General features: G+C 61.9%; 13 protein-coding genes. 6 read left to right on the top strand and 7 right to left on the bottom strand.

The window, feature by feature from the left end; all coding sequences use genetic code 11:
- Window positions 1-194: 194 nt before the first annotated feature.
- Window positions 195-905 carry a GAF domain-containing protein gene (locus tag F2P46_RS12560; protein WP_229509251.1) on the bottom strand — a complete coding sequence of 237 codons (711 nt, stop codon included), beginning with the start codon at window positions 903-905 and terminating at the stop codon, window positions 195-197.
- Between the two features lie 295 nt (window positions 906-1,200).
- Here F2P46_RS12560 and F2P46_RS12555 point away from each other — a divergent pair, with 295 nt between their 5' ends.
- A complete protein-coding gene (locus F2P46_RS12555) occupies window positions 1,201-2,742 on the top strand; it encodes a methyl-accepting chemotaxis protein (protein ID WP_166889677.1) in 1,542 nt (513 codons plus the stop codon).
- A gap of 89 nt (window positions 2,743-2,831) precedes the next feature.
- On the opposite strand, the gene F2P46_RS12550 is transcribed toward F2P46_RS12555, so the two are convergent.
- Together F2P46_RS12550 and F2P46_RS12545 are read right to left on the bottom strand one after the other, a co-directional pair.
- Window positions 2,832-3,212 carry a translational machinery protein gene (locus F2P46_RS12550; protein ID WP_166889675.1) on the bottom strand — a complete coding sequence of 127 codons (381 nt, stop codon included), beginning with the start codon at window positions 3,210-3,212 and terminating at the stop codon, window positions 2,832-2,834.
- A gap of 585 nt (window positions 3,213-3,797) precedes the next feature.
- Window positions 3,798-5,171 carry a hypothetical protein gene (locus F2P46_RS12545; RefSeq protein WP_166889672.1) on the bottom strand — a complete coding sequence of 458 codons (1,374 nt, stop codon included), beginning with the start codon at window positions 5,169-5,171 and terminating at the stop codon, window positions 3,798-3,800.
- 126 nt (window positions 5,172-5,297) lie between these two features.
- Between F2P46_RS12545 and F2P46_RS12540 the strand changes: the two genes are divergently transcribed.
- On the top strand, window positions 5,298-5,966 hold the full coding sequence (locus tag F2P46_RS12540) for a hypothetical protein (protein WP_166889669.1): 669 nt from the start codon (window positions 5,298-5,300) through the stop codon (window positions 5,964-5,966).
- Between the two features lie 9 nt (window positions 5,967-5,975).
- Here the strand turns inward: F2P46_RS12540 and F2P46_RS12535 are convergent, their stop codons facing one another.
- Both F2P46_RS12535 and F2P46_RS12530 read right to left on the bottom strand, forming a co-directional pair.
- The gene (locus F2P46_RS12535) at window positions 5,976-7,502 is read right to left on the bottom strand and encodes an FAD-dependent oxidoreductase (protein ID WP_166889666.1); all 1,527 of its coding nucleotides are present in this window, start codon (window positions 7,500-7,502) and stop codon (window positions 5,976-5,978) included.
- Window positions 7,503-8,068: 566 nt separating this feature from the next.
- Complete coding sequence (locus F2P46_RS12530; protein WP_166889663.1) at window positions 8,069-8,959, bottom strand: LysR substrate-binding domain-containing protein; 891 nt, start codon at window positions 8,957-8,959, stop codon at window positions 8,069-8,071.
- A gap of 107 nt (window positions 8,960-9,066) precedes the next feature.
- Between F2P46_RS12530 and F2P46_RS12525 the strand changes: the two genes are divergently transcribed.
- Both F2P46_RS12525 and F2P46_RS12520 read left to right on the top strand, forming a co-directional pair.
- Window positions 9,067-10,488: an aspartate aminotransferase family protein gene (locus F2P46_RS12525; protein ID WP_166889660.1), complete on the top strand. Its 1,422-nt coding sequence runs from the start codon at window positions 9,067-9,069 to the stop codon at window positions 10,486-10,488.
- 108 nt (window positions 10,489-10,596) lie between these two features.
- Window positions 10,597-11,073 carry a helix-turn-helix transcriptional regulator gene (locus F2P46_RS12520; protein ID WP_166889657.1) on the top strand — a complete coding sequence of 159 codons (477 nt, stop codon included), beginning with the start codon at window positions 10,597-10,599 and terminating at the stop codon, window positions 11,071-11,073.
- 24 nt (window positions 11,074-11,097) lie between these two features.
- On the opposite strand, the gene F2P46_RS12515 is transcribed toward F2P46_RS12520, so the two are convergent.
- Window positions 11,098-11,832 carry a siderophore-interacting protein gene (locus F2P46_RS12515; protein WP_166889654.1) on the bottom strand — a complete coding sequence of 245 codons (735 nt, stop codon included), beginning with the start codon at window positions 11,830-11,832 and terminating at the stop codon, window positions 11,098-11,100.
- Window positions 11,833-11,857: 25 nt separating this feature from the next.
- Here F2P46_RS12515 and F2P46_RS12510 point away from each other — a divergent pair, with 25 nt between their 5' ends.
- Window positions 11,858-12,340 (top strand): MarR family winged helix-turn-helix transcriptional regulator, encoded by a 483-nt coding sequence (locus F2P46_RS12510; RefSeq protein WP_166889650.1) that lies wholly within the window; start codon window positions 11,858-11,860, stop codon window positions 12,338-12,340.
- A gap of 47 nt (window positions 12,341-12,387) precedes the next feature.
- On the opposite strand, the gene F2P46_RS12505 is transcribed toward F2P46_RS12510, so the two are convergent.
- Window positions 12,388-13,356 (bottom strand): hypothetical protein, encoded by a 969-nt coding sequence (locus F2P46_RS12505; protein WP_166889647.1) that lies wholly within the window; start codon window positions 13,354-13,356, stop codon window positions 12,388-12,390.
- A gap of 279 nt (window positions 13,357-13,635) precedes the next feature.
- Between F2P46_RS12505 and F2P46_RS12500 the strand changes: the two genes are divergently transcribed.
- Complete coding sequence (locus tag F2P46_RS12500; protein WP_166889611.1) at window positions 13,636-14,814, top strand: hypothetical protein; 1,179 nt, start codon at window positions 13,636-13,638, stop codon at window positions 14,812-14,814.
- Window positions 14,815-14,842 lie beyond the last annotated feature (28 nt).

The raw sequence follows: 14,842 nt of genomic DNA, 5'->3' as shown, positions 1-14,842 counted from the left end.
GCAGCCGACGATCCCAAGTCCGACAGGCTGCTAGCCAGCCCATAGGAGTCCACGCGGCAGAAGAAACGGAAATCACGGTTCATTTTTTCGACCTTTCAGAACGCTCCAGAATCGATTTTCTCGACCTTGGGAAGGGGTCAAGCACCCCTGAAAATGTCGGAAACTAGCCTGAAAACGTTCTGCCGCGCAGACTCCTAGCCGCGCGGCGGCGTGTTCAGTTCGCGCATGGCCATGTTGGCCAAGTCTTCCAGCCCCTGCAGTTCGCGGCTCTTGAGCCGGCGCGGCTCGCGGTCGATCACGCACAGCGTACCGAGCGCCAGGTCATTGACACCGACTAAAGGAAACGCCGCGTAAAAGCGGATCTCCGGCGCGCCCGTCACTAGCCGATTATGGCGAAAGCGCGGGTCCTGCAAGGCGTCTTCGACGATGAACGGCTCACGCTGCAGGATGGCGTGCGTGCAGAACGCCCATTCACGCGGCGTCTCGGCCGCTTTCAAACCAACCCGTGCCTTGAACCACTGGCGCTGCGCCGTCAGCAAGGTAATGAGCGCGATCGGGCAATCGGTCACCAGCGACGCCAGGCGCACGATGCGGTCGAAGCGCTCCTCGGGGGCCGAGGGCACCAGCTGCAGCGCCGCCAGCGCGGCCAGGCGCGCCTGCTCCTGTCGCGGCACCGGATACGGCGGGTCGGCCAGCAGGGTGAATTCGGGCGCCAGCGGCGCAGCGGGGCTGACCTGCGCCGTGGCGGCGGATGGAGCCGGCCGGGTCATGCGCAGCACCGAACTCATCAACGCACGGCGATGTCCCCCCGGGGTCTTCCACGAGGCAATCGCCCCGCTTTCCATCCACAGCTGCACCGTACTGGTGGCCACACCCAGGAGGCGGGCGGCGTCGCTGGTAGTCATGACGGGATCGGAGGTCGCTGTTGATGGGCCAGACATGGTTAATTGCTTTGAAGAAAAATTCAGTGTAACGCGCAAATGTCATTTGCCCAAGCGCGTATTTATCGAAATTGACGAACGTTGCTCAAAATCCATCAGATGAACGACCAATCGTCATTATCGTCAAATGTTTATTGATTATAAGAAAGTTTCGGTTCAGAATATTAACAGATTCAGCAATTTTCCCGTGCTCACACTGTTGCCTGGTTGAGCGACGCCATCGATTCCCGACCGCTCGACCTTGCTCACCTTCCCCACCATGAAAATTGCTACCAAACTCTACAGCGCCTTTGCCTTGATGCTCTTCATCACCTTGGGACTGGCCATCTTTGCTGTCGTGCAAATGCACAGCGTCGAAAATGATGTTGTCAGTCTCAACAAGGTGACCGCCGAGCAACTCGATCCGCTGTACGTGGCGCGCGAAGCGCTGGACCAGACCGGCATCGCCGCGCGCAATGCCTTCATCTTCGTGGACAACGGCGCCGCCACCAGAGAGCTCGACATCGTCGACCAGCAGAAGGCGCTCTACCTGGACGCGCTGGCACGGCTCGATAAAGTGTTCGGCGCCGATACCGACTTCGCCAAGGTCAAGGCGGGCTTGCAGGCGATGGCGAAGGAACTCGAACGCCCGCGCCAGTACCGCGCCAAAGCCGAGATGGATGCCTTCGGCCAGTTCCTGGTCAACGAGTGCAGCCCGCTGCGGCGCCAGATCGTGGCCGACATCGACGTTCTGCTGAAAAAAGTCCAGTCGCAGAGCAATGCGGCCAGCGGCCAGGCCAGCCGCCGGGCGGCCAGCGCGACGCTCTGGATCGGCGCGCTGAGCATCCTGGCGGTGCTGGTGTGCACGAGCGTCGCCTTTCTGATCGTGCGCGGCCTGCTGCGCCAGCTCGGCGGCGAACCGGCGTATGCCACCGAAGTGGCGCAGCGCATCGCCGAGGGCCAGTTGCAGCATGCGGTGAATGTGCAATCGGCCATCCCATCGAGCCTGGTGTTTGCGATCAAGACCATGCGCGACAGCCTGAGCGGGATCGTCGCGCAGGTGCGGCAGGGCACCGAATCGATGGCGCTGGCATCGAGCGAAATCGCGGCCGGCAATATCGACCTGTCCAGCCGCACCGAGCACCAGGCCTCGGCGCTGGCCGAGGTGGCGGCCTCGATGGCCCAGCTGGTCGGCTCGGTCGAACGCAATGCCGGGTACGCGGCCAGCGCCGGCAAACTGGTGCAGGCGGCGTCGGAAGTATCGGTACGCGGCGGCGAAGCGGTCGATGGGGTGGTGGCGACAATGGGCGTGATCAATGCTTCCTCGCGCAAGATCGTGGACATTATTGCGGTGATCGATGGGATTGCGTTCCAGACCAACATCCTGGCGCTGAACGCCGCCGTAGAGGCGGCCCGGGCCGGCGAACAAGGGCGCGGCTTCGCGGTCGTGGCAACCGAAGTGCGCAACCTCGCGCAGCGCTCGGCGGCGGCCGCCAAGGAAGTCAAATTGCTGATCGACGATTCGGTGGCCAAGGTCGGCACCGGCACCATCCTGGTCGAGCAAGCGGGCAACACCATGCGCGAAGTGGTCGCGGGGGTGCAACGCGTGAGCCAGATCATGGACGATATTTCATCGGCCACGCGCGAGCAGAGCGCGGACATCCGCAGCGTCGACCAGGCCATCGTCAAGCTCGACGAAATGACCTTGCAGAATGCCGCGCTGGTGGAACAAGCGGCAGCGGCGGCCCAGTCGATGCAGAACCAGGCGGCCCAGTTGGCCGACGTGGTGCGCGTGTTCAAGCTCGACGCGGCGCACGCCTGAGTTGCCCGACCTTCGGCGGACGTAAAAAAACCGGGAGTGCCCGCTAACGGCGCTCCCGGTTTTTTTACGTCATGCTCAATGCGCCATGCTTAATGCATGATGCCTTCTTTGACAAAATACTTGCGCGCGAAGGCGAGCAGTTGGCCATCGTTCGGATGGTCGACCGTTTCGACGCTGACGACCTTGGCGGCGATAGCGGCGTGCTGCTTTTCCAGGTGCTTGATGAAAACCAGCTTTTCCTGGCCCGGGCCGACGATCAGGATTTCCTGGGCGGCTTCGATGGCGGCGGCGATCTCGTTCAGGTAATCGGGATTCTGTTCCGATTGGACGCTGGCATCGACGCCGGCTTTTTTATGCTGCGAATGGACGGAGGCGGTCTTGATGACTTCCGACTCGGCGGCATCGCGCGTGAAATGGATAACGTGAGCTTCGACCTGGTCGAGCCAGACGACGACGTGATTAAATGACATGGTGTATTCCTTGATAAAGCGTGATCGTGCGCGGACGGCGGCCGGGAATGCAAGGCGCGACGCTAAAAGACGGCGCGGCTCTTGAGGCCGCGCCTTAAACGGAAAATGCACCGGCTGGGGGCCGGGCATTGCAATCGAATGAAGCCATTGTGCCCGCAGGGAGCGAGGCCGTCCGTTCGGAAGCGCACGTAGCCGGGATGACAATCTTTTTGGCGCGTGGGCACACCGCATTGCACTACGCGCCGGCTGGCTGCCGCTATCCCGGCTTGCGTCTTCCCGCCAGATCGCTGATCCGATAGCCTCTGTACAAGATATGCATCTACCAGATCCTTGAAAGTACGACTTTTATGATCGCGTACGTGGGCAGCACCCGGCGCGCCATGGACAGCGCAGGTCGGGTGGAGTCCGGCATTGATGTAGGCGCGGTAGTTGGCGCCGCGCCTTGATGAAAAACACACCGGCCAGTAGGCGGGCCATTGCATCGGAATGGCGGCATGTGTGCTCGCGCCTGGCGGGCCCGTCCCTACAGAATGGTGCGCGGCCGGAGTAGCGAACTGGAGCCATCAGCACGCGTGGTGCGCACCGTCAGTTCAGCTTAGTTCGCCCGAGTTGCACGGCGATGTCCCTCTTTTTGATGAACAGTTCTTCTACCCGCTGAAGGCCCGCGACGTCGCCAGCCCCATAGCAATTCCGTTGAAAAACAATCTCTTGCGGGGTAGCGCGCGCAAGCTCGAATTTCCCGGAACAGTCATTGTCCTCGGCCCGATAGCCAGTGCGTACAACAAATACCTGCCAGAGAAGCTTGCCTTGCGCATCGTAACGGCTAAGCCAATGCCGTTTCGCCGGATCGAAGATATCGGGTCTCACATAAAAGCCCCGGTCGCCCGCCTCCACATGAAACTGTGGGCGCTCGATGTGGGAACCAGGTACTTCGGGTGCAATGCTCAGATCCAGGTTCCAGCGTACACCGCTGGCTTGCTCAAGTAAGTCGCCGTGATGATCACCCCACCCTGTTGTACGCGCTTCGGTAACGGCCTTCGGCCAATCTTCACTACTCAGAAAACCAGTCTTGGGTTTGGTGTAGAACAAGCGACGCGTCGACACCGGTACATCGGCCCCGCTCTTGCCGGAGAGTTGCGGATCCGGGTGGGCCGATGCGACAACGATACGCTTCATGTAAAACCGGTCGGACGGCGGCCCGGACGCGTCGCTTCGATTAGCCAGAGCCAGCAACGCTGTGTGTGGTGCTCGGGAATCGAACAAGCGCAGTTCTGTGCCGGGCCCTCGCGTCACTGACGTGTTATCGGTACTCAACGATGCCAGGACCTTATTGCCTGCCGCTTCAACAAGCTCCCACCGATTAAAGCGCATGTCGCCGTCCCGCTCGCGCAGCCGGATGCTATGAGTGGCCGTGCTGACAGGTGAAATCATCATTGCAAGACAGGTGTCCGCCACGACCGGGGGCCGCTCGATCGCTCTACTCAGCTCGGACGGTAATTTCGCATCGTCGAGACAGCTTGGATCACCCTTGGGTGCCAAGCGCAGCTGCACGAATTTGAATAGCGCAACCGGCATGTGCCAAGTGCTTTCGCCATACGTGAGCGCTGCGAGCTGGGGATCGTAGCCTGAACGTGCCGGTTGGATTTCCAGCATCTTCAAATTTCGGTCGCTGAGCAGTTCAATAATCCATGGCGCTCGCAAAAAATCGCCACTGACCGACAAGGATTCGACAGCAATCCCGTCAGGCAGCGTCGTCTTTTCTTTCTCGATTTGAATCCATACCACCGGGGTGCGCGGGGTCGAACAAGCCGCGAGCGCAAGGCAGAGGGAGGCCAGCAGCGGAAGACGGGCAGCCAGTCCGAAACTATTTATCGTTGAAGTCGCCAAACCGATTTCCTCTGCCAAAAGTAGCGAAATGCCGTTTTCGGTATCTGACCGAAAAGGAAGAGGCGCGAGCATACCCCGGCGCCACAGGTTGAATCCGCCTAGACGAACGGTATCGGAAAACGATACGAGAAGACGCGGATAGTACGTCTGTCAGGCTTGCCGTAGTATCCGCACCAGATCAAATTGTGGACCTGCCCTATGCCTGCCAAAACAAACGAATCAAGAAGAAAACTACTGTTTGCAGGTGCCGCGATGCCATTCTTTATGATGGCCGGATGTGTATCTGAGGAGCAACAAGAGCCCGGGTCTCAGAGCAGGCGCAGATTCGGCTACGACGAAAAAATCGAGAATATCCTGTTTTCGCCGAAGGCCGGAAAGCTCATTGTGCTCGGCGAACGCTACCACTATCTGTTCGACGACATGCATGCGCTTGGCAAAGCATTGAATGCCAGCTTCAAGAAGGAGTTCACAGGGTCCTTCGGCAACTTTACGGTGAATCCGGACAATAGAATCACCGGAAGTTACCGCATTCGCACCGGCGGCACGCTCGCTCCCCAACAACGCGAGGAAGCGCTACGACTCGGACTCATCGAGTCTGGGGATGGCGGCTTTGAATTAAGAGCACATATTACCGGTGAACGCTTTGAGAGTGTGGCGCTCGCGAACGAGGCGACCACCCGGACGCTGAACAAGCCCTACGTCGTCGCAGTCGACGTGGTTGGCGTTGCGCGTAAGATAGACAAGGAGGGCGCCTTGGACACAGCAAAGCGCGCCAGTGGGGTCGTCTTGATGCTGCTGGCAGCACCGTATATCGTGTTGTTCCTCATATTCAATCCGCCTTGTCTGGTGTGCGGTAACGGTGCTTAGCGCAGCACCTTAACGCCCCTGCAAAATCGCCTCCAGCGCCAGTTCGGAACTGTTCAGCGCCCCTTCCACGAACCCCTGGTAGTCGGAATAGGCTTCGCCGACGATGTGCACGTTTTTCGCGCCGCTGCCGAAGTCGAAGGCCTTGAAGGCATCCATCACTTTCCATGAGCGCACGCCCGGCTGCCAGCCGTGGTTGGCGGCCCCATACGGCGCCCGAGCCCAGTCGCGGATGCCATAGGTGATGATCGAATTCTTGATGTAAGCCGTGGCCTGGGCCAGGGTCTGGTCGCGAAACACCGCCTTCGAGTGGTCGTTGAGCTTGAGGTGCGATTCGTTCGTTTCCAGCAGGCGCTTGACGTCGCGCGCGACGAACAGGGCGAAAGCGTCGACGATGCGCGCATCCTGGTCGACTTCGGCGCGGTCGTGCTTGTCCGGCTCGCTCAGGTAATGGCGCCAGAACTCGGTCGAAGGGCGGTCCATGTACAGCAGCACCATGCCGTGGCCGTCAAGATCGCGCCCCTGCGGACGGCGGAAGTAATGCACTTCGCGGGTCGGCAGGCAGTTCGCGTACTGCTGCGGCGGCTGGTCGTAATCCCACCAGGGCGCGTTGCTGACGAAGAAAATCTTCAGCATCGGAAAGCCGTTGACGGCATCCAGATGGGTGGCGATGTGCTCCGGCAGATGCTGCGCCAGCTTGACCAGCGGCATGCGCGGCAATGCCAGGATCAGGCGCGCCGCCGGCAGCTTGATGGTGTCGTTCTTGGTGCGCACGTCCAGCTCCATGCTGGCCTGGCCCAGGCCGGTCGGACGGAAGCCGAGCAGGGTGTGGCCGCCGGCCAGGGTGATGTTGGGCAGGCTGTGGATCTTGGCCATCAGGCCATCGGTCAGCTTGGCCGAGCCGCCAGCGATGCTGGCCAGCTTCTGGCCCACGGTTTTCAAGGCGCGCAGCCACCAGATGATCCATTCGATCGCGTTCAGGTTCTCGGGAATCATGTGATAGAAGGTGCCGGTGTCGCGCAGCTTGACCAGCGCCCGGTGGCTGAGGATGCCCTGGCCCGACATCACGTTCCAGAAACCGGTGGCCCACAGCGGATGGCCGTGCAGTTGCGCGTGGCGGCGCAGGCGGTTGTAGTCGGCTTCGGTCAGGCCATCGATCCAGGCCTGGTCGGCCGGGTCGCGCCCCATCACCAGCATGATGCCGCGCTTGAGCAGTTGCAGCGAGTTCAGGCCCTGTTCTTCGGGCGGCAACTGGCTGTCCGGTACGCTGATTTCATCGGCCGAGGGGCCGGAAAAATCGACTAGGCCCACGCCCAGTTCGGCGCACAGCTGGGCGAAGCGCGGCTGCAGGGTCGGTTCGAAACGCATCGGGCCGTATTCGGCGATGAAGCCGTCCATGTCTTCGGTTTCGATGCGCCCGCCCCAGCGGTCGGACGAGGCTTCCAGGATCAGCACCTGGTGCCCGGCTTCGGCCAGGCGGATGGCGCAGTACAGGCCGGAAACGCCGCCGCCGGCGATGACGATTTGTTGTTCAGACATGGGAACCATTCACGCGGATGTTGTGCCTTTGGCACCGAGGGCGCGATTGTGCCATGTAATTGATGAGCTTGGCAGGGGCGGAGAGGCTGCGGCAGGGCCGGCTTGGGTTGCTGTTGTAGTTTGGCATCACCTGATCATGGATTGCTATTGGGCAATGCTTGCAATGCGTAGCGCTTGCATAGTTGAACGGATCAATCTCCCAGTCCGCCTCTTACTCTGCAGGAGCGGATGCATGATTGCCCCCCCCCACCCGTCGCCAGCTTGAGCGAAGCGAACCGCGCGATTCGCTTGCGGCTCCCCGGTGGACAATGTCGAATCGCTGAACCTTCCGCACATTGCGGCATACCGGGCGCCCGGCGTGGGCGACTGCCGAGAAGGACGCGTTTGTCGAGGCGCACCTGAACAAATACAAGAACAGTCAGTAGTGCTGAACGAAGTCTGCCATCCGGCCCTTCACGTAACAGCCTCGTGGCCATCGTCGGCGATGCAGGCTATCAGAGCGCGGAGGATGGCATGCAGCCATACCGATCCGCTTGCGGCCAGCCACGCCATTCCCGCCCCTGATGTTACGGCACGCCCGGCGAGCGCGCCGCTTCGGCCTGGATCCAGTCCACGAAAGCGCGCGTGCCCGATGCGGCAAAGCTGTCCGGCAAACCGACCAGGTAATACCCGAACTGCGTCGGCCACTGCCCCTCCAACGCCTTGCACAAGGACCCCTTCTCCAGGTCGGCGCCGGCGTAGATATCGCGCACCAGCGCCAGCCCCTGCCCTTCGCTGGCGGCGCGCACGAGCATATGTTCGTCGCTGAACGACAGGCCGCGCCGCGCCTTGGGCGATGGGCTGCCGTTGGCCTGCAGCCACAAGGTCCAATCCTGGCGTTCACGGTCATGCAGCAGGGGGTAGGCCAGGCAATCGGCCGGGCAGCGAATCGGCGGCCCCTGGCGCAATAAATCCGGCGCGCCGACCACGATCATGGCAGGCGACATCAACCAGCGCGCTTCGAGTCCGGGATAGTGTCCCAGGCCATGCCGGATGGCGAAATCGACTGCCTCGGTTTTCAGGTCGACCACGCGCGCATCGCTGTCGATCGAGAGCGAGACGGCCGGATGGCGCCTGGCAAAGTCGCCCAGCCGCGGCAACAGCCATCCGGACGCGAACGAGGGCATCACGCTCACCACCAGTTGCCGCGCAGCGTCGTCCGCCACGTCGCGACGCGCGACGGTTTCGATCTGCTGGAACGGCGCCCGGATATCGGCGTACAAGGCCGCTCCGGCAGCCGTAGGCGTGATGCCGGCCCGGGTGCGCTCGAACAGGCGCTGGCCGTGCCGTAACTCCAGCTCGCGGATGCGCTGGCTGATCGCGCCGGCCGTGACATGCAACTCGCGCGCGGCGTCCTTCATGCTGCCGGCGCGGCAGACGACAAAGAAGGTGTAGAAGCTCTGAAGCGGGATGTGCATGGCTCACTTTAGCGCAGCTAAAGTGAAACCGGCAACTGATCGTTTGCGGTGAGTGCGCGCCGGCTTTACGCTCGGGGCAATACTCCATACAAGGTCCCCCCACCACCATGCATGCCATTTCCCCGTTTCGCCCGGCACTGGAACGTGCCCTGAGCCACGCACTGGACCATCTCTATCATCTGGAGCAACAGCCGGTCGGCGCCCGCGCCAGCCTCGACACGCTGCGCGCCCGCTTATCCAGGCCGCTAGCCGACGCCGGCCTGCCGGCCGCGCAAGTCATCGACGAGCTGGCCGCCGACACGGCCGGCGGCATCAACGGCAGCGCCGGCGGACGCTTCTTCGGCTGGGTGATCGGCGGCGCCTTGCCGGCCGCGCTGGCGGCCGACTGGCTCACCAGCGCCTGGGACCAGAACGCCGCCACCTACGCCTGCGCACCAGCGGTCACCGTGATCGAAGAAGTCTGCGGCAGCTGGCTGAAGGACTTGCTCGGCCTGCCGCGCGAGGCCAGCTTCGCCCTCACCAGCGGCTGCCAGATGGCGCATGCAACCGCCCTGGCGGCGGCCCGCAATGCGCTGCTGGCGCGCCGCGGATGGGATGTCGAACGCGACGGCCTGTGCGGCGCTCCGCCGATCCGCATCCTGAGCGGCGACCAGCTGCACGGCAGCATTGCGCGCGCGGCCCGCTTGCTGGGCCTGGGCACGGGCGCCGTGCGCGGCCTGCCGGTCAACCCGGCCGGCCAGCTCGCGGCGGCAACCCTGCAACAGGCACTGGTCGAGAGCGCCGGCGCCCCGCTCATCGTGGTGCTGCAGGCGGGCGACCTGAACATCGGCGCCTATGATTGTTTCGCCGAGCTCATTCCGCTGGCGCACCGCTACGGCGCCTGGGTGCACGTGGACGGCGCCTTTGGCCTGTGGGCCAACGCCAGCGCGCGTTACCGCCATCTGCTGGCCGGCGTCGCACACGCCGATTCCTGGGCGACCGACGGTCACAAGTGGCTCAACGTACCCTACGACAGCGGATTCGCTTTTATTGCCCATGCGGATGCGCAGCGGCGCGCCATGTCCTACGAAGCCAGTTATGTTGCCCACAACGATCATGTGCGCGAGCCCAAGGACTGGAATCCGGAATGGTCGCGACGCGGGCGCGGCGTGGCTGCGTATGCCGCCATGCGCGAGCTCGGGCGCGATGGCGTCGCCGCCATGGTCGAGCGCTGTTGCGCGGCGGCGCACGCACTCGCGACCGGCATTGCCGCCCTGCCCGGCGTTGAACTTGTATGGGAACCGACGGTCAATCAAGGACTGGTGCGCTTTCTCGATCGCGCGCCGGGCGCAAGCGAAAGCGATCACGACCGCTGGACGGATGCGGTCAGCAACGCCGTGCTGGCCGGCGGCGAGGCCTTGTTCAGCAACACGACCTGGCGTGGAAAGCGCTGCATGAGGATATCGGTATGCAATTGGCAAACCGGCGAGGCCGATGTCGCGCGCGCCGTCGCGGCCGTCGCGCAGGTGCTCGAAACGCATCGAATATAGCGAGACCAGGGGCATGGCGGCCATTGTCGGGCCAATGTCGGGTGCTTTTCGTCACCGACACGGCTAGAATCGCGGAATACTCGTGGTTCACCAGCATCGGGAGAGAGCATGATTCTTAAACAACTTCGCCTCAGCCGCCATCTTTCTCAGGAACAATTAGCCCAAATGTCGGGCTTGAACGTGAGAACGATCCAGCGCATCGAAAGCGGCCACAAGGCCAGCGTGGAGTCGCTTAAATGTCTTGCTGCAGCGCTTGATGTGGAGGTGTCAACCCTGAACGAGGAGAACTTCGTGATCGACAAACATGCGCACAACTGGCAGGCGCTGCCGCTGTGGCTGCGCTGCTGGTTCGGCTTCGGCTTGTTGCACATTCACCCGACCCGGCGCGTCGCCAAACGCATCGAAACCATGTCGCACGCCACCGGCTTCCTGTTTTGCTTGCTGGGTTTCGTGAGCGAAGCGGCGCTGGCGGGCGGCTTGATCATGCTGGCCACGGCGTATCTGTTTTACTTGTTTTCGTGGCAAGGCGACCGCTATGGGATCTGGTTCGATACCCCCGCGGCGGGCGAACGGCAGAGCGCCTGACGAGAGCGCGCAAGCCGCGCCGGCTTACTCCAGGTTCTCATGAAAGCCGCTGCCGCCGCGCTTCCAGTAGGCGGCGGCGCGGATGGCCGTCTTGTGCAGGCCCTTGACGCCGACCAGTTCGTGGCGCACGGCGGCCATGCTTGCCGCTTCCCCCGCGCACCAGGCGTAGCCGTCGCCGGCCGGCAAGGCCCACGCCTGCACGGCGGCCAACAGCTCGGCGTCGCTGCCGACCCAGCGCAGGTCGACCTCGGCGTCGCCGGCAAAGGCGCGGCGGTCGGCCGCATCGTCGACCTTGACGATGACGGTGGCGCGGGCGCCGGCCGGCAGTTCTTCCAGGCGGCGCGCAATGGCGGGCAAGCCGGTTTCGTCGCCCACGAGCAAATGCCACTCGTAATCGACCGGAATGATCAGCGAGCCTTTCGGACCGCCGATGATCACCTGCTGGCCGGGCTCGGCCTGAGCCGCCCAGGCCGCGCACGGGCCGTCGCCATGCAGGGCGAATTCGATCACCAGTTCGCCCGCAGCCGGATCGAAGCTGCGCGGGGTGTAATCGCGCTTGGCGGCGTCAGGCCCATCGCCGAGAATGAACTTGATATGGTCGTCGAACGAGGCGCTGTGAAAATCGTGCAGCGCCGCGCCGCCGAAGCTAATGCTGCGGAAATGGCTGCCGATGGGGCGCACGCTGAGCACCTCGACCCGGCGAATCTTGAGCTCGTGGCGCACACGCTGCACACGGCTGACTGGAGCGTCTATACTCATCTCTTTATCCTTCAATTGATTGACAATGTCCCCTATCATCCACGAATCAAATGACAATGTCAACCATTCCGACGAATCGCGCCGGGATGCCGTGCTGGAACTGATCCATACGATCATGCACCAGTACCGCTCGCAGCAATTCCAGGCCTTGCGCGACGGCCAGCATGAGCTCACGCACATGGAAGCGAAGGTGCTGGCGTTTTTCGGCCGCCATCCGGGCGCGACCCAGAGCGAGCTGGCGCGCCACAGCGGCCGCGACAAGGCGCAAGTCGCGCGCCTGATCACGGCGCTGCGCGAACGCGGCTTGCTGCATGGCGAAGCCGACCCGGCCGACCGGCGCAACACGCACCTGTCCCTGACCGAAGCCGGCAAGGCCATCCAGCAGGCGGCACAGGCCGAAGCGAGCAAGCTGAACGCGCAGGCGGTGCGGGCAATGAGCGGGGAACAGCAACAGGTACTGCTCGGCCTATTGCTGCAAGTGAAGGACAATCTGGACCGGAACGACTGAGGCCGGGCGCAGGCACCCTCCTCCACGATCGCCGTCCCGGGTGAACCTTACTGCTGCACGACCCCTGCCTGATTGCCGCTGCCGCTTTGGGTAATCGCGGCGGCGAAGCCATTGCCCTTCTGGATGATCGAGGCGATGTTGGGCGTGTCGTACTGATTGCCGCCGTTTTGCGTGACGGACGCGATATTGTTGTTGCCCGTCTGGTCAATCAGCGACTGGCTGTAATCGAGGCGCTGCACCACCGTCGCCTTGTTCAGATTACCGGTCTGGACGATTTTGCTGGCGTTATCCTGGCCTTGTTCGTCGGCGCTGGCCACGTTGTAATTGCCTTTCTGAATAATGGTTTGCTCGCGCGTGAAATAGGAATCTTTCTGCTTGACGCTGGCGTTATTCCCATTGCCGCCCTGCTGCACCCACACGCCCGAATACACCGCATTATCCTGGTCGATGGTGACCTTGTTCAGATTGCCGACCTGTTCCACCAGCGGCCCGCCGAAACCCGAATTGACCTGCTTGGCGGTGATGTTGTTGTCATCGCCCTTCTGGTAAGCACGGATACTGAACGGGAACACGTAAAGCTGATCGACATTGACCGCATTGCGATTGCCGACTTGCTCGATCGTATTGCCCACCTCACCGGAATCCTTTTGCTTCACGACCGCCTTGTTATCTGCGCCGATCTGCTTGATGGCCGTGCCGCTGCGGTAGATATTGTCCTGCGAAATGGTCGCGCCATTCTGGTTTCCGGTCTGCACGATGTTCGCATACGCATCGTAAGAGCGGATCTGGAAAATGCCGGGTATTTTTTTGAGCGGGTCGCCGGCGACGTTGTTCGTGCCTGTCTGCTCGATCGTGGCAGTCAGTTCGTAGAATTCCTCCTCGGGCGCCTGCTGCACCACGTACAGGCTGTTGCCTGTGCCCACTTGAGAGGTGGACACCGTGGGCTGGGCCGAGACGGCGCCGCTGGCGAAGGCCAGCGCGACAGCGCTGGCGATGGTCGAGAATATTGTTTTCATGAGGTTTCTCCTTGAGAGTGCTGCGCAAAAAAGTGGCAGCGAAAGGTCCTGATGCCGCCGTGCACCCAGTGCAAAACCGGCTGCTTCAATGGTCGAGTGTATCGGTCGGTTCCCGGCCGCTTTTGATGGTTCTCAAGTGCTGAGACCGCTGCTTTTCGCGAGTGATCTCCTGTGCAAGAACGCGTTGCTCATGCGCCGATCAATGCGTGAGTTCCCGTTACCGGCGCATGCCAGCTCGCCTGTGTTACCCTCGTTTCAATATTTTTGAACGGAAATTACATGGTCAATTTGCGCAGCTTGTTCTTTTGGGGATGGATGCTGATTATCAGCGCGGGGGCGTTTGCCCAAGCGCCGGCGCCAGCGCCAGCGCCACAAGCGCCGACTGCCGGCGCGATCAAGACCGACTTGATCAGGCAAATGCAGAAAGATGGTTATCTGAGCGAGCCGGTCGCGCGCGAAGTCACCGGCAAATACGTCAGTGCGGGCGATTTCCGGCAAGCGGTGAGTGCGCCCGGCCAGGCCCAGGCAAGCGCGCCATCGCTGTGGGCGAAGTATATGTCCTGGGTAAACCTGATCAAGGTCGTCGCGGTCATCTGCTTTTTGCTGGTGTTTTACGACACGCTGCTCAAGATGAGAAAAGCGCTGTGGATTCACGTAAGCAAAGTGCCGACCATCGTTTATCAGCTGGTCTTTTTGAGCTTGACCATCTGCGGAACGCTGCGCCCGCAAGCGATCTGGCCGGCGCAGGCTTTTTACCTGGTGCTGTTTTGCGCCTTTGCCAACCTGATACTGGTGGCGTGGATGATGACGACCTATAAGGTCATCAGAGAAACGCTGAACAAGCTGCCCTTGTACCGGCGGGCGCCCCATAGCGCCGACAGTTTGTTGGGGATGATCTATTTCGGCGCACTGGCATTAAGCTACCAATCTGCTATTTTCGGATTTTTCGCCGCCGTCTGCCTGTCCGGGGTTTTCTCGTTCAGCATGATGTACACGCCCGGCACGCTGTCCCTGGAATTCAAGGAGCGCCTGCTCAAAGCCATGGTATTCGGCCACCTGGTGGTGCTGACAGCGTATTGCGTCATGCGCACCACCGGCATGCAGTGGGAATCAGCCCGCTATTTCGAGGCCGGCATCGAGTACTACTGCACCATTGCGCTGTCGGTCGCCTTGCTGGTGGGCGCCTCGCCGTGGCCGTTCAAAGCGCAGCGCAGCCACTACATGTCTTTGTTTATAGCGCTGGCGATCGTGGCCAGCATGATGTATGTGTTTCTCGACCTGAAAGTCATCGCCAGCATCCTGTTATGTTTTTTCTTCCTGGTGACGCTCGAGTGGATCTGCTACCTGGGATTCAGGACCAACATGCTGGTGGGTGCCGGCGTGCTTGGCGCGCTCCTGTATGGGATTGCCGTGCTGATCGAAAAATACGGCGCGCTGATCGTCCTGGCGCCGGCCTAAGTAAGTGCGCATAAATTCTTGTAATTTC

This window comes from Massilia sp. CCM 8734, from assembly GCF_011682155.1.
GTDB classification, from domain to species: Bacteria; Pseudomonadota; Gammaproteobacteria; order Burkholderiales; family Burkholderiaceae_D; genus Telluria_A; species Telluria_A rubra.
The sequence above is the reverse complement of the archived record's forward strand: the minus strand, read 5'-3'. Positions and strand labels throughout refer to the sequence as shown.